Annotated in this window: 18 protein-coding genes; 1 reads left to right on the top strand and 17 read right to left on the bottom strand. The window is 57.1% G+C overall.

The window, feature by feature from the left end:
• Positions 1-192: 192 nt before the first annotated feature.
• The 10 genes from MUU53_RS04520 to MUU53_RS04475 are packed head-to-tail and all read right to left on the bottom strand — an operon-like array spanning position 193 to position 9,204.
• Positions 193-1,272, bottom strand: coding sequence for an ABC transporter ATP-binding protein (locus MUU53_RS04520; RefSeq protein WP_247259820.1), 1,080 nt, complete (start codon positions 1,270-1,272; stop codon positions 193-195).
• Positions 1,269-2,069 carry an ABC transporter permease gene (locus MUU53_RS04515; protein ID WP_247259819.1) on the bottom strand — a complete coding sequence of 267 codons (801 nt, stop codon included), beginning with the start codon at positions 2,067-2,069 and terminating at the stop codon, positions 1,269-1,271. The genes MUU53_RS04520 and MUU53_RS04515 overlap by 4 nt, the downstream gene beginning before the upstream one ends.
• A gap of 12 nt (positions 2,070-2,081) precedes the next feature.
• A complete protein-coding gene (locus MUU53_RS04510; RefSeq protein WP_247259818.1) occupies positions 2,082-2,951 on the bottom strand; it encodes an ABC transporter permease in 870 nt (289 codons plus the stop codon).
• Positions 2,952-3,004: 53 nt separating this feature from the next.
• The gene (locus tag MUU53_RS04505; protein WP_247259817.1) at positions 3,005-4,015 is read right to left on the bottom strand and encodes an ABC transporter substrate-binding protein; all 1,011 of its coding nucleotides are present in this window, start codon (positions 4,013-4,015) and stop codon (positions 3,005-3,007) included.
• A gap of 35 nt (positions 4,016-4,050) precedes the next feature.
• A complete protein-coding gene (locus MUU53_RS04500) occupies positions 4,051-4,380 on the bottom strand; it encodes an NIPSNAP family protein (protein ID WP_247259816.1) in 330 nt (109 codons plus the stop codon).
• Positions 4,381-4,384: 4 nt separating this feature from the next.
• The gene (locus MUU53_RS04495; RefSeq protein ID WP_247259815.1) at positions 4,385-5,848 is read right to left on the bottom strand and encodes an aldehyde dehydrogenase; all 1,464 of its coding nucleotides are present in this window, start codon (positions 5,846-5,848) and stop codon (positions 4,385-4,387) included.
• Between the two features lie 9 nt (positions 5,849-5,857).
• A complete protein-coding gene (locus MUU53_RS04490; protein ID WP_247259814.1) occupies positions 5,858-6,895 on the bottom strand; it encodes an LLM class flavin-dependent oxidoreductase in 1,038 nt (345 codons plus the stop codon).
• A gap of 3 nt (positions 6,896-6,898) precedes the next feature.
• The gene (locus MUU53_RS04485; protein ID WP_247259813.1) at positions 6,899-7,825 is read right to left on the bottom strand and encodes a flavin reductase family protein; all 927 of its coding nucleotides are present in this window, start codon (positions 7,823-7,825) and stop codon (positions 6,899-6,901) included.
• Complete coding sequence (locus MUU53_RS04480; protein WP_377307286.1) at positions 7,815-8,675, bottom strand: alpha/beta fold hydrolase; 861 nt, start codon at positions 8,673-8,675, stop codon at positions 7,815-7,817. Before MUU53_RS04480 ends, MUU53_RS04485 begins: the two co-directional genes overlap by 11 nt.
• A complete protein-coding gene (locus MUU53_RS04475; RefSeq protein ID WP_247259811.1) occupies positions 8,602-9,204 on the bottom strand; it encodes an amino acid synthesis family protein in 603 nt (200 codons plus the stop codon). The genes MUU53_RS04480 and MUU53_RS04475 overlap by 74 nt, the downstream gene beginning before the upstream one ends.
• A 96-nt stretch (positions 9,205-9,300) precedes the next feature.
• Between MUU53_RS04475 and MUU53_RS04470 the strand changes: the two genes are divergently transcribed.
• The gene (locus tag MUU53_RS04470; protein ID WP_247259810.1) at positions 9,301-9,993 is read left to right on the top strand and encodes a GntR family transcriptional regulator; all 693 of its coding nucleotides are present in this window, start codon (positions 9,301-9,303) and stop codon (positions 9,991-9,993) included.
• A 246-nt stretch (positions 9,994-10,239) separates the two neighbouring features.
• Here the strand turns inward: MUU53_RS04470 and MUU53_RS04465 are convergent, their stop codons facing one another.
• The 7 genes from MUU53_RS04465 to MUU53_RS04435 are packed head-to-tail and all read right to left on the bottom strand — an operon-like array spanning position 10,240 to position 15,826.
• Positions 10,240-10,920, bottom strand: a complete 681-nt coding sequence (locus tag MUU53_RS04465) for an NADPH-dependent F420 reductase (RefSeq protein ID WP_247259809.1) — start codon at positions 10,918-10,920, stop codon at positions 10,240-10,242.
• Positions 10,862-11,734 carry a 4'-phosphopantetheinyl transferase family protein gene (locus MUU53_RS04460; RefSeq protein ID WP_247259808.1) on the bottom strand — a complete coding sequence of 291 codons (873 nt, stop codon included), beginning with the start codon at positions 11,732-11,734 and terminating at the stop codon, positions 10,862-10,864. Before MUU53_RS04460 ends, MUU53_RS04465 begins: the two co-directional genes overlap by 59 nt.
• The gene (locus MUU53_RS04455) at positions 11,707-12,024 is read right to left on the bottom strand and encodes a hypothetical protein (RefSeq protein WP_247259807.1); all 318 of its coding nucleotides are present in this window, start codon (positions 12,022-12,024) and stop codon (positions 11,707-11,709) included. Before MUU53_RS04455 ends, MUU53_RS04460 begins: the two co-directional genes overlap by 28 nt.
• A gap of 43 nt (positions 12,025-12,067) precedes the next feature.
• Positions 12,068-12,823, bottom strand: a complete 756-nt coding sequence (locus tag MUU53_RS04450) for an SDR family NAD(P)-dependent oxidoreductase (protein WP_247259806.1) — start codon at positions 12,821-12,823, stop codon at positions 12,068-12,070.
• A gap of 23 nt (positions 12,824-12,846) precedes the next feature.
• Positions 12,847-13,617 carry an SDR family NAD(P)-dependent oxidoreductase gene (locus MUU53_RS04445; protein ID WP_247259805.1) on the bottom strand — a complete coding sequence of 257 codons (771 nt, stop codon included), beginning with the start codon at positions 13,615-13,617 and terminating at the stop codon, positions 12,847-12,849.
• Positions 13,614-14,747 carry an oxidoreductase gene (locus MUU53_RS04440; RefSeq protein WP_247259804.1) on the bottom strand — a complete coding sequence of 378 codons (1,134 nt, stop codon included), beginning with the start codon at positions 14,745-14,747 and terminating at the stop codon, positions 13,614-13,616. The genes MUU53_RS04445 and MUU53_RS04440 overlap by 4 nt, the downstream gene beginning before the upstream one ends.
• The gene (locus MUU53_RS04435) at positions 14,744-15,826 is read right to left on the bottom strand and encodes an AfsA-related hotdog domain-containing protein (RefSeq protein WP_247259803.1); all 1,083 of its coding nucleotides are present in this window, start codon (positions 15,824-15,826) and stop codon (positions 14,744-14,746) included. The genes MUU53_RS04440 and MUU53_RS04435 overlap by 4 nt, the downstream gene beginning before the upstream one ends.
• Positions 15,827-15,828 lie beyond the last annotated feature (2 nt).

Genomic DNA, 15,828 nt, shown 5'->3' with positions numbered 1-15,828 from the left:
TGATCGCCCACATTCGCCTGATCACAAGGCGACTTGCAAGGTATGGATATCGTTGAAGGCTTTTCGAGTCAGACTCTCAGGGCAAGGCATAAGCTCGTCTGCGGATCAACGGAACAAATTCAGCATTGGTAACAAAAACTAAGCGCATAGTCTGCAGGCCCCGCGATCGTTTTGCTAATGACGGCGATGTCGCTACGAGCGAAACACATGCGTGGCTCCGGCATTGAATGTGACTTCGACCATGACCGAGGGACCGAGTTCGGCCAGCATCGGATGTCCGAATGGCATCTTGACGGACAGCGTCTCGCCCGAACCGATATCCACGACGACATCGGTGTTGTTACCAAGGAAATGCATGTCGAGGACGGTGCCGCGCAGCAAGCCCTGATCGCTGCCGACTTTGCGCAGTTCCAGTCTCTCCGGGCGCAGGAGAAGTGATCCCTTGCCCCCGTCACCCTGCCCGTGCAGCGGCACTCCGGAAACCTCGACCCCGCCCTTGGTCACGATTTTCGCCGACTTGCCACGCGTCTCCAAGATATCGACGTCGATGAAGTTGGAGTCACCGATGAAGCCGGCCACGAAACGCGTCGAGGGCTCGGCATAGAGCATGCTGCCCGAGCCGATCTGGTCAACGCGCCCGTGGCTGAACACCGCAATCCGATCGGAAAGGCGCAGAGCTTCTTCCTGGTCATGGGTAACATACAGGATGGTGACGCCGGTTTCGCGGTGGATCCGACGGATTTCAAACTGGATTTCCTCTCGCAATTTCTTGTCGAGCGCAGAAAGCGGCTCATCCATCAGTAGGATGGGCGGTTCGTAGACGAGGGCGCGAGCAAGCGCGACACGCTGCTGCTGGCCACCTGACATCAGTGCCGGCTTTCGATCTTCAAAGCCCTCCAGCCTCACAAGCCGCAGCGCATCCTTGACCCGCAGGTGGATTTCGGCCTTGGGCAGGCGGCGAATGCGCAGGGGAAAGGCGACGTTTTCTCCCACCGTCAGGTGCGGGAACAACGTGTAGCGCTGAAAAACCATGCCGATATTGCGCTTGTGGGACGGAGTGTCGAGCACACTCTTTTCGTCGACCCGGATGTCGCCGGAGGTTGGATTCTCAAACCCTGCCAGCATGTAGAGTGTCGTCGACTTGCCCGAGCCGGAAGGCCCGAGAAAGGTCATGAACTCCCCCTTGCGAATGTCCAGCGTCACGTCATTGACAGCAGTGATTGGACCGTAATTCTTTCGAATGTCGCGGATCTGGATGAAGGATGAGGTCATGATTTTCGTCCCTTGCGGACCAGGGCCGCGATGACCATCAAAACGATGGTGAAGAGAATGAGGAGCGTGGAAGCGGCGGCGATGACGGGTGTCAGGTCCTGACGCAATGTCGACCAGATCTTCACCGGCAGTGTCTGAAGCGTCGGACTGGCCATGAAGATTGCCAGCACCACCTCGTCCCACGAGGCGAGGAAGGAGAAGACTGCGGCACCGAACAGACCATGGCTGATCGCCGGTACCGTCACCCGCAGCCTTGCTTCCCAGGGGCTTGCGCCGCATAGGATGGCAGCATCCTCGATTGACTTGTCGAAACCATCCAGCGCACTGCCGATCGAGATGATAGAGAAGGGCAACGCGATCAGCAGATGTGCGATGATGAAGCCTGGCGTCGTACCGGCAAGGCCGATCTGCAGGAAGAAGGCGTAGAGAGCGACCGCCAGTACCACGACTGGCAGGATCATCGGGGTCAAGAACAGCGCACGCAGCAATTCCTTGCCGGCGAAGCTTCCCCGATTCAGACCAAGAGCAGCGAGAAACCCAATAACTACTGACAACACGGTGACGACGGACGCGATCTGCAGGCTGGTCAGCGCCGAGGTCAGCCAGCGGGAATCGGAGAACAGTTCACCATACCAACGGGTGGTCCAGGAGGGGGGCGGAAAGATCAGCCACCGGGACGAGCCGAAGGATAGTGCAGCAATAAACACGATGGGCAACAGAAGAAACAGGCACACCAGCACTGTCGTGCCGACGAGCAACCATTTCCAGGCACCGAGCTTGTCAAAATCGAGGAGCATGGCGGTTTCTCCTCATCCGATTCGGCTTGCGCCGAAGAAGCGCAACAGCACGGCGTAAAGCAGAAGGGTGACGACGAGCAGCACGAAGGCGGCTGCCCCACCCATTCCCCAGTTGACCAGGGACTGGACAAATTGAGCGATCATCTCGGCCAGCATCATGTTCGCCGTTCCGCCGAGCAGCGCGGGAGTGACGTAATAGCCTAGCGCCATGACGAAGACCATCAGGGCGCCTGCCGCGACGCCCGGTAGGGACAGGGGAAGGAGAATATGGGTGAAGCATTGCAGACGATTGGCACCACACAGGGCGCCGGCTCTCAAAATGGCAGGATCGATCGAGCGGATGACGCCAACAAGCGGCAAGATGACAAAGGGCAGCATGATATAGGTCATGCCAATCGTAACTCCGACGAGGTTGTTGACCAGCGTCAGCGGGGTGTCGATCAGACCCAGGCCCATCAGCGTCTTGTTAATCACACCCGTCCGCTGCAAGAGAACCATCCAGGCGTATGTACGGGCCAGCAGGTTGGTCCACATCGACAGGATGATGATGGCGAAAACCACTTGCGACCAGTAACGCGGCATGACGACCAGCGCCCAGGCCACGGGATAGCCGATCACGACCGACAGCGCGGTTACCACTCCAGCCACCAGGAAGGTATTGGCGAAGATGCGCATATAGGTACCGCTGCCGATCAGTTCGGCATAATTCTGCAGACCGAGTTCCGGCTCCGTCACACTGCGCAACAGAAGACCGAGCACGGGCGTAACGAAAAACAGGATGATCAGCAGCAGCGCCGGAACGGCGAACGAAAAGCCGCTTTTGCGCTTCTGTAATGTGCGGCGCCTGCCGTTGTCTCTGCCAGCTGTTGCGAGAATGGCCATGCTGTTGCCCCACTTGTGGTGGGTCGGCCGATCGGATCGGCCGACATTGTCCCTTACTTGGCCTGCCAGCTGTACCAGCGCTTGCCGATCTCGTCGCGATTGACGGCCCAGTAGTTCATGTCGGCATTGACCTGGCTCTTGGCCTGCATGTCTGGCAGGGTCCTGCGGACAGCCTCATCCATGAGACGGCTGGCGTCGAGATTGGTCGGAGCGTAGCCCGTTTCCATGGCAAATTGGGACTGCTGCATATCTGCCGTCGCATGAGCGATGAATTTCATGGCCGCCTTCTTGTTCTTCGCACCCTTGGGGACGACGAGGGAATCGGCAGCGGTGATGTTCTGGTCCCAGGAGGTTTCGACCGTCACGCCTGTCGCGGCGAGGGCCGTCAGGCGTCCATTCCAAAACGAGCCGAAGGGTGCTTCGCCAGACGCAAGGAGCTGCTGCGATGCTGCACCCCCATCCCACCAGACGATGTCCGCCTTGATGCTGTCGAGCTTCTTGAACGCACGATCGAGATCGAGCGGATAAAGTTTGTCGGCGGCAACACCATCGGCCAGCAGTGCAGCCTCGATTACACCAGGTGCCGACCACTTATAAAAGGCGCGCTTACCGGGGAACTTGACCGTATTGAACAGATCGGCCCAGGTCTTCGGGCAGGCTCCGGCCGCTGTCTTGTTGCAGCCGATGACGAAGGAATAATAAAAGCTGCCGACGGAATAGTCCGTGACGAAGCGCGGATCGAGCCTGGACTTGTCGATGATCGAAAAGTCGAGCGGCTCCAGCAAACCCGCTTTGCCCGCTTGAACGGCGTAGTCGCCCTCGACGTCGACCACATCCCATGTGACACTACCAGCTTCGACCATGGCCTTGATCTTGCCGTAGTCGGTCGGACCGTCCTGTATGACTGCAATTTTGGTCTTGCTCGTGAAGCTGTCCGCCCAATGCGTCTTCTGGGCGTCCTGAGTAGTGCCACCCCAGCTGGTGAATACCATCTCATCGGCCATGGCCGAACCAGAGAGACCGACCAGAGCGGTGAAGACTGTGGCTACCAGTTGTTTTTTCATGTTCCCGTTCTCCGTTATTATTCATTTTTTCTGTTTCATGCAGGCACGCTTGATCCGAGCGGCGAGAAGGCCGTCGGCTTCATTATCTTGTTGTTTGCGACCTCGATCAGGTCGCGAATTTTGGGGAGGAAGGCGCGCCAGGCGGGGTCCGCCATCAGCGCATCACGTCGTGCCTGTCGATCGTCAAGGCTGGTAAAGGCCCAAATGTGAACAATCTCATTGATCAGACCGATCTCGGAATGGAAATAGCCGACGAGATGACCAAGATGGCTCCTCTGGATCGCAATCCCCTCTTCCTCGACAAGCTTCAGGTATTCGGGTATGGCGCCATTCTTCAAGCGGTAGGTTCGGATCTCGTAATACATCGGCTCACCGCATCACGAAGGGATCGGGTATGGGATCGTCGGCTGTGCGCACCCAGACTGTCTTGGTGCGAGTATAATCGAGTGCTGCCTGAAGACCGCCTTCGCGTCCGTGCCCGGACTGGCCGAAGCCGCCGAATGGCGCCATTGGTGAAACGGCACGATAGGTGTTGACCCAGACGATACCGGCGCGGATGCGCTTGATCATCCGATGCGCGCGGGTCAGGTTCTGCGTGAAGACGCCTGCTGCAAGACCATAGCGCGTATCATTCGCAAGCCTCACGGCCTCGTCTTCCGTCTCGAAGGAGAGGACCGATAGCACGGGTCCGAAGAGTTCCGTTTCGACGGAAGGCGATATGACACCGTCGCAATCGAGAATGGTCGGGGCATAATAATAGCCTTCATCCCTGGGCCTGCTGCCCCCGGCCACCAGTTTCGCCCCGGCATCGAGAGAAGCCTGCACTGTCGCTTCTATCAGCAGGCGTTGTCGCTCCGTACAGAGCGGCCCAACTTCCGTAGCCATGTCTAGCGGCAATCCGATGCGAATGGTATCGGCCTTTGCCTTCAGGATTGATAGGAAACGCTCCTTGACGGAAGCCTCGACGATCAGCCGGGAGCCGGCGACGCAGGATTGTCCGGTCGCTGCAAAGATGCCCGCCACTTGGGCATTGGCCGCACTCTCCAGATCGGCGTCGGCAAAAACGATGAAGGGTGATTTGCCGCCAAGTTCGAGCGACGTGCTTGCGAGGTTCTCGGCGGAATTGCGGACAACGGCAGAAGCCGTTGCAGGCCCTCCGGTGAAGGCGATGTGCGCGATCTTGGCATGGCGCGTGAGTGCCGAGCCGCAGGACGGACCGAAGCCGGTGAGAATATTGACTACCCCGGCTGGAAAGCCGGCTTGATGCACGAGCCGGGCGAACTCCAGAAGCGGCGCAGGTCCGTCTTCCGACGCCTTGACCACCAGCGTGCAACCCGCTGCAAGCGCCGGACCAAGCTTGACTGCCGAAAGAAATAGCTGGCTGTTCCACGGCACGATCGCGGCCACCACACCAGCAGGCTCCCGCCTGAGCCAGACATCCATGTCCGGCTTGTCGATCGAGAGATAGGCACCCTCGATCTTGTCCGCAAGACCCGCATAATATCGGTAATAGTCAGCGACATAGGCGATCTGCGCCGAAGTCTCACGGATGATTTTCCCGGTATCGCGGGTTTCGAGCTCCGCCAGCTTCTGCGCGTTGGCGGCAATCAGATCGGCCAGTTTGTAGAGCAGCTTGCCGCGCCAGGTCGCCGTCATCGCGGCCCAGGGTCCATCCAGCAATGCCGTTTCCGCCGCGTCCACCGCACGGTCAACATCAGCTTCGCGCGCCTCCGGCATCTCGGCCCAGGGCTTGCCTGTCGCGGGATCCAGACTTTCGAAGCGACCGCTACCGTCCTCAAAAGATCCGTTGATGAATTGCTGGAAGCGCTGCATCGTCCCTCCTCAGCCGAAAGCCGGCATGACGTGGGCGATGAACCGCTCCAGCGAGGCCTTCTTACGCTCGAAGGACATGCCGGTATCGATCCACAAAGAGTATTCGTCGTAGCCTAGCGCCTCGTAGGCCTTTAGCCGGACAACCACTTCATCGGCCGTACCGATCGGCAGATTGCGCCGCATCACCTCCGGCGACAGCGTAGCATTGGCGGCCATCTCCTCGTCCGAAAGCCGCTCGATGAGGCCCTGCTGGATCGGTTTTTCATTTTTAAACCAGGCGGAGAAGTAGTTGTAGTAAACGCTCACTTCGCGGCTTGCGGTTTCGACATCGCTTGCATCGGCGGCCACGTAGGTGTGCAGCAATAGCATAATTTTCGGCCGCGTCTGCCCGGGGGCTTTTTCGCAGGCGGTGTTGAACCGGCCCATCAGCGCCTCAATTTCCAAATCACCGTTCCACAGCGGCGTCACCTGAACGTTGCAGCCATTGGAAACCGCGAATTCGTGGCTGTTGGGATCGCGCGCCGCGACCCAAATCGGCGGATGCGGCTGCTGTATCGGCTTGGGTGCCGAGGTCGTGGACGGAAACTGCCAGAACTCGCCCTGATGAGCGTAATCACCAGCCCAGATCCCCTTGACCGCCGGAATAAGCTCGCGCATGCGCTGGCCAGCGCCCCAGGCATCAAGGCCCGGTAGCAGGCGCTCGTATTCAAAGCCATAGGCGCCGCGGGCGATGCCAACATCGAGCCGCCCGCCAGAAATGATATCGGTCATCGCCACTTCACCAGCGAGTTTGATCGGATGCCAGAAGGGGGCGATTACCGTTCCGGTACCCAGGCGAACATTCTGTGTCCGCCGCGCAAGGTCCGCGAGGTTGATGAAGGGATTGGGTGCGATGGTGAAGTCCATAGCATGGTGCTCACCGGTCCAGATCGCATGCATGCCGCCACGATCGGCGATTTCGCAGAGCTGGATGAACTCGTCATAGAGCTGCTCGTGCGTCTGGCTGGCATTCAGCCGTTCCATGTGGACGAAGAGCGAGAACTTCATGGTCTATCCTCTGGCCACCTGGGCATGCACCCGGCCCTTTTCCTGATTTCCGACATAGATCCCGAAATTACCGAGGCTTGATTCCTGGGCGTAGCGCGTCAGCACATCCCGCGTTGCCCGATCGGCGACACGTTCGAGCGGCAAGGCATCGACGGGGTAAAGCTTTGCGCCCGCGATCTCGCCTTCGCCGAGCGTGGCTCTGTAGATGACGTGTTGGCGACGCGCCTGGGTGTCTTCATAGATGGAGTAGACCAGACCCGGAGCGACCGGGAGGCAGCAAAGGTCACGCAGGTGGCCGAACAGGGCGTCGACGCCTTCGCCACCGTTGTCCAGCTCGATTGACGGAAGGCGAAGCATGCCGTCGGCCGATTCCTGTAACACGACTTCGCCGTCTCGTTCTGCGACCGCGCCCAGTGTCTGCGGCATGTCGTGACCGGCCAGCAAAGCCTTGCCCGAGAGGGCCGGCGAGAAATAGCCACCCCGTGCATAACCGAGACCGGCCAGGCCGGTGTCCTCGAAGGCCTCAACCCGCCCGATCAGGATGACATGGTCACCGGCCTCAATCACCTGGTGGGTGGAACAGTCAAACCACGCGGACACATCGGAAAATATTGGCGAGCCATGAGGACCATCACGCCAAGAGACCGCGGCGAACCGATCCTCGACCGGTCGGGCAAAGGTGTTCGAAACATCCTTCTGCGCCTCCGAGAGAATGTTGACGGCAAACCCGGTCGAGCGCGTCACGGCATCGAAATTGCGCGATGTCTTGGCAAGGCAGACAAGAAGAAGCGGCGGGGCCAGCGAGACGCTGGTGAAGGAGTTGGCGGTGAAGCCGATCGGGTCACCTGTATCATTACGGGTGGTCACCACGGTAATGCCGGTCAGGAAGGCACCAAAGGCATTTCTCAAGGCACGCAGATCATGCGTCATGACAGACTTCCTCCATGGTCCAGGTCATCCAGTCGCAAAGCGCATTATTCACGGGCTGCGGCGCTGTCAGGTTGACCATATGGCGATGCCCCGGGACGATGACCGCTCTACCCAAGCGGGTCGCCGCTGCCATGGCGTGTGCCATGTCCGGCGTCGAATTGGGATCTCCCTCCCCTGTCAGGAAGAGAGCGGGACAGGCGACTTCAGGCCAGCGATCGGCATAAATAGCGTCTCCATTGGCAAAGGCATGATAGGCGGTCGCATAGCCACGCTGGTCCACTGCTGCGAGAAGTTGCCGGGTCAGCGTATAGGCTGCCTCATGCTCGTGCCCCTCGCCGAACCACCGGCGCAGCGGCGCTTCGCGGTTAAAGTCACCGGTCTCGATTTCGGCGGCGCGTTGTCTAACGGCTTCGCGGGCGAAAGCATCGCGACGGTGCACACCATTCAGCAAAGCCACCCGGCATACTTTCGACGGCGCCTCCACGGCCAGCCCCCCAGCAATCAACGCACCCATGGAATGGCCGACAACGCTGGCCGGACCACGATCGATCTCGTCAAGGAAGATCGAAAAGCGGCGAACGAAATCGGTAAGTTCTGCCATCTCCGGAAGTGGTGTGCTGTCGCCATGTCCAGGCAAATCCGCAGCGATCACTTCAAAACTTTCGCACAGCGTCTCGATCTGCGGACTCCAGGCTTCAAGCTTCATGCCAACACCATGGATCAGGACCAGCGGCTCGCCGCGTCCGACCGCGACATAAGCCGTGCCCGACGGGGTCTCAGACCGCTGCGGGATTATGGACATCGTTGCCCAGCTCCTTGAGGTCCTGATAACGGTCGCCAATGCGATGATGCGGGCGTCCGCCGATCGATGCACCGAGAGCTACAACGATCTCATCCGCTGCAGGGGCGTCGGGGATGGCGCACTGGATCGTCAGGTAGTGGGAGCGACGGCCCTCGTCGTTCTTGTCCATTAGCGGGATCATGATCGGCGCATTGGCACCGCCCCGGGTATTGCAGAAGGCGAGATAGGATTTAGCACCGACGGCCTGGCGATAGTGGTTACCGAAACGAAGGGTATGGATCAGGGCCGAGGCATGTTCGACTTCGCCGTCAAGACCGACGACTGCGGCCTTGCCATAGGCTTCAACAGCCTCACCGGATCCCGTCACGTCGAGGATCATTTTGGTCAGGAGTGCACCCAGCACCGGAGCTGCAGCATGGATCTCTGGCTTCAGATCTTCGACGAAGCCATGCCCTGCCCAAGGGTTTTTCAGGACGGCGATGGCCGCTATCAGCTTCAGAGGAGTCGCGGCCGCCTTGCCACCTTCGATGAGCGTGGTTTCGATGTGAAGTAGCGTTTTGCGAATGACCGGAACCAAAGCCGTCTCCTCATATTATGTATGCCACATGTTGGTATACCATAAGACAACGTGTCAAGACCTTGCCCCTGACAAATTTCAGCGTTAAGGAAAAGCATGCTGAAACAAGATCAACACTTTTCCGATCTCAGGATCGAGACCCCACCCGCAACCTTGAGGGAAATAGCCCTCGATCGGCTGCGCCGTGCCATCATCTCAGGCCTCTTCGAACCAGGGCAGCGTCTCGTGGAGCGGAACCTTTGTGAGCAGATGGGGGTCTCCCGCTCGGTGATCCGTGAAGTTATTCGCCATCTGGAGTCCGAGGGCCTGGTCGAAAACGTCGCCAAGCACGGACCCACGGTCGCGCAGATCAGCTGGGAGGATGCCCGACAGATCTATGAGATCCGCCTGGCACTCGAAGCAACGGCGGCAGCAGATTGCGCAAGGCGAGCCGATGAAACGATTAAGACGAAGCTTGCCTCGGCACTCGAAGAACTGGATCGGACATCAAGGATCCACTCGCCCCCAGCGATTCTCGATGCAACATACGAGTTCTACAAAGTGATGTTCGAGGCTGGTGGCCACATCATTGCCTGGGAAATCGTCAACCGCCTCAACGGACGAATTTCACGTTTACGCGTCATGACGCTCTCGACTATCAACCGCACAGTATCGGGGCCAGCCCGGATTCATGAGATCTTTGACGCAATACGCAACAACGATGCGGCTGGCGCAGAGATGGCATGTCGTACCCACATCAAGGAAGCAGCAAGAATTGCCAAATCTCTCCTAATTGGTGAATCCGCTTAGCGAAGTGTACCGGCACCATCCATCGGTTTTCTGTAACCCGTATGTCCGTCTTCGCGGCTAAAGCGGCTCGCCCTACACTGGTCTTCCAACGGTTGCTTGGATAGGCCAGGCCGATCCCCATCACTTGAGGACAGCCTGGACCTATCGGCACGCGACCCAAGGCAAGTGGCCTTGCCGCTACCATTTTCCTAAACCGGACGGCAGTGGCGGTGGGTCAAAAAACCACCTGATTTGAAATGATCGTTCTCATACCAAAGTAATTGGTCGATGCTTCAACCAATAGCCGTCAGGCACTCTCGTGCCGCGGCTGGTATCCGCCAGTGTCCGAAAGAGAGTTTCCTTATCCATTGCAACGCAATAGGCTGGGCGGAAGCGTTCAATCTTCCAGCCATCGGCCAACGGCCCGACGTCGACGACGTCAAAGCCAACATCATTGATGAATAAAGACGCCTGCTCCTTTGCAGTCTTGTCGTCCCCCGCGATCGGCAAAGCACGGCGTATCTGATGACCACGAGGACGTGGATCGCGATAGAGATCATCGACAGTGATTGCGTTAAATGCTTTGATAAGCTTTGCTCCGACGAAGTGTTTGGCCACCATTTCACTTGTGGTCGTTTCGCCCCGATCCAAAATCTCTATCTTCCCATCACGATGCGGAAAGTAGTTCAGCAGGTCGAGAACAATCTTGTTCTCAAATGGAGCCGGATCTATCGCGGAGAAGGCCCAAAGCGGGATAGCCAAAGCGACAATGTCGCCGAACTGCGCCGCTTGCAAAACCGTTCCGGTTCGGCACTTCAAAGCTTGACCGATAGAAACCAAACTTTCGGGACCTCTGGAATTGCTCAGCATGACATCGTGCCCGGCACGGTTAATGTGATAGGCAAGTGTCTGCGCCATGGCGCCGGCGCCAATGATTCCAATATTCATGGTGATCTCCAAAATATTCAGGAAGAGCCAGAGGTGCATTGAACGGCTGCAGGCTCCAGTCTTCGTAAACAACGTTAGGATTAGCATCAGCAGGTAAAGCAACAGCACCGATCAATCCCGGTACTGAAGCGATCGGTATAATGCGAAAGGCCTCATGACTGCCGTTCCAGCAGGAGACCGCATAGAGGGCCTTGCCCGGATCGGCTAAAACCGACGCACGAACGGATTTCGGATGACGCGAAAGACCACACCCGATGCATTTCAGAACAGCCTCTTTTTGGGTCCAGCCAGACAGGAAAGCCAATTGTGAATTTTCAGTTTGTTCAAACAGTTCAATTTCGTCCTTGCAAAAGGCATACTGGATCAAACTGGGAAAGATCGGCCTATCCTGACGCTCTATATCGACCCCAATGGCACTAGTGTCGGCTGTCACGCAGGCGATTAAAGAGCCTGAATGACTGATGTTGAAGGAAAAGCGTTCCTGAGCAGATGGCAGGTATGGTTTTCCTGCGGTCTGCTCAGTCAGAAATTCTCCCCAATAAAAGCGGCTTCCCAAACTGTGGCCGATGACGGTTCGCGTAAACAGTCTCTTCAACAGAAATCGTTGGCGATCGGCTACTGTCGAAAAACACCGGGACCTGTTCCAATCCTCCAACGGCAGGAGCGAGAGATTTGCTCCTGCCATCTGATCAATATTAGCGGTTGCAATTCTGAGGAGTGATCGCACGGCTTCTGTTGCCCATATTTTTCTCCGAGGATTGAAAATCCCGAAAATACGGGTTTCTTTCAGGCTACGCTTTTTTGCGCTGCGCAAGCGGAAGCGTACCTTTGCGTGATGAACGCAACCATGTTCCCGAGCGTGGCGAACGGAGACATTGTGATGGAGAGATCTCGCTCGCTCGCGATCTGGATCCTGCGCCCGAGGCTTTTCAGGATCTGCTGCTCAACATCTGCGATCACCGTGATCAAGCTCAAAGAATCCAGAGGCCCACCGTCCGTGTAAAGTGGCGCGCTGTCGCCCAGGGTGAAATCAACTGGCTGATCCAGATAAGGATTCTGACGCTTGATGGCTTCAATAACCATTGTGGAGAAGGTCGAATTCATTTCGTAAAACTCCTTGGTGAAAAAATAAGGAAATCAGTATCGGTTACGCTTCTTTGGCTTCTGTACTGGCAAGAAGATGACGGATTTCGACGAATTCACCCGACGTCAGCCTTGCGCTTAGATCCGAGTGGACAACACTGAAAATGTCCCGGGCGCGATCATCTGGTTTGACGACATAGCCCGGCACTGAGAAGCGCTGCTGCAGCGCCACATGCGCCGGAAATGCATCCGCGCGGTCACTAAACACTATACTGTGAGCGAGATTTGTATCGACATTGCATAATCCAAGAGGAAGGAAAAAGATATCCGGGTACTCTTGCGCATAGGTGCCAAGCAGTGCGAGCAGCGCCGCTTTTGACATGCTATAAGGCAGCATTCCCGCCCTGAAACGCTGTCCGGCGATGGAGGCTGACGCAATGAACGCGTCAGGGCGGACAGGCAGCGATAAGAACATGTCCACCAAAAGCTTGTTCGCCAAAGCATTGACCATGAGCGTGTGGCTTAGATCGGCAAGCTTGACATCGATGCCATGCCTTGGAGCGCCTCCGGATATGCCGGCGTTCAAGTATACAAGGTTGACGCCATCACGGGCTACGACCGCGAACTCATCCGAGAGAAGATTGGCAATCTCTAAGGGATTTCCCAAGTCGCAGGATTTGAAATGGAAGTTTTCATGACCCAGCAAACGATGGGGAACGCTTCGCGCCGTGCCGAAAACGTCCCAGCCTTTTTCCAGGTATAGCGCCGCAAGCGCCAAGCCGATGCCATCACTAACTCCCGTGATGAAGACGCGTCCCATTCGGCAGTCTCCCCCCCGCTTGGTTAAAATTTGCCGGCAGTGAAACCGCCATCAACGGAGAGAAGGCTACCCGTAACATAGGACGACTGATTACTCAGAAGCCAGAGGATCGATGCGGAGACCTCTTCGGGGGCAGCAAATCGCTTCATGGCTGTAGACTGGATTTTTTCTTCTGTTGAAGCAGGGTTCGCACGCAAACGTTCTTCGGTATTCATGCCACCGAGTGTCGGCCCGGGACAAACAGCGTTGATGCGGACAACATGTCCTGTTTCCGGTTTTGCACATTCTATGGCGGCTACTTGGGTGAGCATGTTGAGCGCTGCCTTGCTGGTCGAATAGGCGCTCTGCCGCGGTTGTCCCAGAATTCCCCCGCAGGAGGAAACGTTGACAATCGATCCCCCTTCATGACGCGATAGCAGCGGGATTTCTCTGGACATCAACAGAAGCGGGCCAACAAGATTGATGTCCAGAACGCGCTTCCATTCCGCCAGATCCAATTCCCGGACAGACGCTCGCTTGGTCGTCACGCCGGCATTGTTGACGGCTCCATCCAACCTGCCATGCTGCTGTTCGATCAGTTGGAAAAGCGCCGACACCGCCTTCTCGTCCGTCACATCGGCCTGAACATACCGGGAATTTGCACCAAGTTGACGTTCAGCTTCTTCGCCATCGGAAGCATTGCGACCGGTGACATAACAAAAGGCGCCCCTGTCGATCAGCGATCTGCTCACCGTCAGGCCTATGCCGCGTGTCCCGCCAGCCACGAGAATGATCTTGCCCTCAAAGTCGCTCATTGTAATTCCTCATATTTCTTTTGAATAAATGCAGGTCGTAAAAATCGTTCGTTGACGCAGCAGTAGACCCGATCTGCGGACGGTTCTTTCTTGTCGCGGAGACAATAGGAGTCCCAACGACATCGCACGACAGCATCCGCCATGCCGTTGCGCTCCTTCAGCACGAGATATGGATCTGCAATTAGCGCGCGGCCGAACCCGATAAAATCTGCGTCGCCGCTGTCGATGATGCGGTCTGCCATTTCGAGCCGGTCCATGTTCGCGGCAAAGCCGACGGGCAGCCCGCTTTGCGATTTCAGGAAATGTGCTGCGTTGCGCGTGACTGTTAGGGTGTGATCAGGACTGCCGAGAAATTTTGAAAATGTCTCCGCTACACCCGTCGCACAGGTTAATGCATCCGCGCCAGCCAACTTCAGCCCGGCCGAAACCTCTCCTAACTGATGGAACTGAATACCCTCTTCGCCGAGGCCATCATCAATCTGCAGCCTTACGAAAATGAGGATTTCTTGCCCAACCTGAAGTCGGAGCCGGCGAAGCAATTCGAAAAGAATTTCAGCTCTCTTCAATGGCGTGCCCCCCCAGCGATCTCTTCGCCGGTTGGTTCGGGGCGAAAGGAAGCTGCTGAGCAGATATCCGTTGGCCGCATGAACTTGCAATGCATTGGCGCCGATCCGCTGTGCAAGAACGGCCGCCTGCGCGAACTGGCAAATGTAGTTCTCTATCTGCTCTTCCGAAACGGCAGTCACATCGCCTTTTATCGCGAATTGCTGCGCTTGATGATCAATGGCTGTACTCTGCGCTACACCATAGTGCTGCAACTGCGCGGCAAGCAAAAAGCCTTTGGTTTCCGAGGATGCGAAGACCGGACGCAAATGTTCAGCATGCGAGGGCGACACCAGCATCAGACTTTTGTCGGTATACTGGGAAGCCGGATCGACGGAAGCGTTGCCAAGAAAGCCGAAGCCACAACCCCCATCCATGAGAGCTTCATATATCTCGAAAAATTCCGGCAGTGGCTGTCCCTGACTGTCGCAAAGATCAAAGCCGACAGAGGAAAAGTACAGCCTGTTGGATGCGACCCGACCGCGTCCAAAGTCCATTGATGCGAAGCTTGTCGAGAAAGAATTCACCGGAGCCCGCCTCGCCCATCGCATGAAGTGATCTTCTGCGCCACGAAGCCGCGCTTGATGATCTCCTTCAATGTTTCGAGCTCGTTGTAGCTCACATCGGCAAATGTCCATCGCATGGTCGTGTCACTGCCTTCGACAGGCACCGCCTTTGCGCTGAAGCACAGAGTTCTGTCGAAGATAATGGCTATTCTCGCGACGCTACCGTCGAAAGCAGAAGGACAGGTCGTCTTACAGCCATCCTTCCCGACCTCCAGAAGAGAGACCACGGACTGCGACATATCGGCTGCGGTCACAACCGTCACGACCGGTGCCACCGGCAGAGGGGCAAAGTTATCTTGATCAAGCAGATTGACGTTGCGCGCTCGCTGGAAGCGATCGAGTGCTATGACCGGTGCCCAGGATGCTATTTCCGCGATCAACCGGCCCCGCTGGAAAAAGGAAGTCAGATAATGGACTTTGCGAGGGGCAGGATCGTCACCTTCGGTCAAATCATCGACGACGATCTCGATGGGATACATGAGTTCCGCATAGGCATGGAACTTCGCCTGTAACTCGCTGAGACTGACAGTCACGTTGCCCAGAGCGTGCTTCGAATAGGTGTAGAGCTGATAATAGATCGACTGTCGGGCTGCCTCGAGCAACATGATGCCGGGAACATGTTCGTGCGGCTTTTTATAAAAGAAATAGTGGTCGGCCGTGTTCACGAATTGCAAGCTGGTCGAGGGCCTTCGGATCTCGTAGCGATCAAGAAACCCGGCAATCGCCTGCCCAGCATCAGAGGGGGCAAAGCAATGCGACAGGTGCTCATCTAAAATCTGATAAGGAACACCTCGGCGTCGCGCATTAGGGGAGACTGAAAGCTGCGCCAGAAATTCGGAACCGGCCGCATTTGCGCCATCCGGAAATGTCATGACGTGATCGCCGTCAGCATTCAGATCGTAGAGTGTGGAGATTTCGTCGTCTGAAGTACGCCCTGCAGATAGAAAGGCGGGAACAGCTGGTCGTGGATTTGCCAGCAGCACGTCGTCAGTCGAGCTTTTATGCAGGAGTTTGGGCTGGATGGGAACAAACTGGTTCATGG

Source organism: Affinirhizobium lemnae (genome assembly GCF_022968395.1).
Lineage (GTDB): Bacteria > Pseudomonadota > Alphaproteobacteria > Rhizobiales > Rhizobiaceae > Neorhizobium > Neorhizobium lemnae.
This window is presented reverse-complemented; position numbering and strand designations above follow the sequence as displayed.

Bases quoted from the DNA above. Each gene is read 5' to 3' on its own strand.
- MUU53_RS04470 (WP_247259810.1), top strand. From the start codon at position 9,301: ATGCTGAAACAAGATCAACACTTTTCCGATCTCAGGATCGAGACCCCA.
- MUU53_RS04515 (WP_247259819.1), bottom strand. From the start codon at position 2,069: ATGCTCCTCGATTTTGACAAGCTCGGTGCCTGGAAATGGTTGCTCGTC.
- MUU53_RS04510 (WP_247259818.1), bottom strand. From the start codon at position 2,951: ATGGCCATTCTCGCAACAGCTGGCAGAGACAACGGCAGGCGCCGCACA.
- MUU53_RS04450 (WP_247259806.1), bottom strand. From the start codon at position 12,823: ATGGGACGCGTCTTCATCACGGGAGTTAGTGATGGCATCGGCTTGGCG.
- MUU53_RS04490 (WP_247259814.1), bottom strand. From the start codon at position 6,895: ATGAAGTTCTCGCTCTTCGTCCACATGGAACGGCTGAATGCCAGCCAG.
- MUU53_RS04485 (WP_247259813.1), bottom strand. From the start codon at position 7,825: ATGACGCATGATCTGCGTGCCTTGAGAAATGCCTTTGGTGCCTTCCTG.
- MUU53_RS04505 (WP_247259817.1), bottom strand. From the start codon at position 4,015: ATGAAAAAACAACTGGTAGCCACAGTCTTCACCGCTCTGGTCGGTCTC.
- MUU53_RS04500 (WP_247259816.1), bottom strand. From the start codon at position 4,380: ATGTATTACGAGATCCGAACCTACCGCTTGAAGAATGGCGCCATACCC.
- MUU53_RS04495 (WP_247259815.1), bottom strand. From the start codon at position 5,848: ATGCAGCGCTTCCAGCAATTCATCAACGGATCTTTTGAGGACGGTAGC.
- MUU53_RS04455 (WP_247259807.1), bottom strand. From the start codon at position 12,024: ATGAATTCGACCTTCTCCACAATGGTTATTGAAGCCATCAAGCGTCAG.
- MUU53_RS04435 (WP_247259803.1), bottom strand. From the start codon at position 15,826: ATGAACCAGTTTGTTCCCATCCAGCCCAAACTCCTGCATAAAAGCTCG.
- MUU53_RS04465 (WP_247259809.1), bottom strand. From the start codon at position 10,920: ATGAATATTGGAATCATTGGCGCCGGCGCCATGGCGCAGACACTTGCC.
- MUU53_RS04445 (WP_247259805.1), bottom strand. From the start codon at position 13,617: ATGAGCGACTTTGAGGGCAAGATCATTCTCGTGGCTGGCGGGACACGC.
- MUU53_RS04520 (WP_247259820.1), bottom strand. From the start codon at position 1,272: ATGACCTCATCCTTCATCCAGATCCGCGACATTCGAAAGAATTACGGT.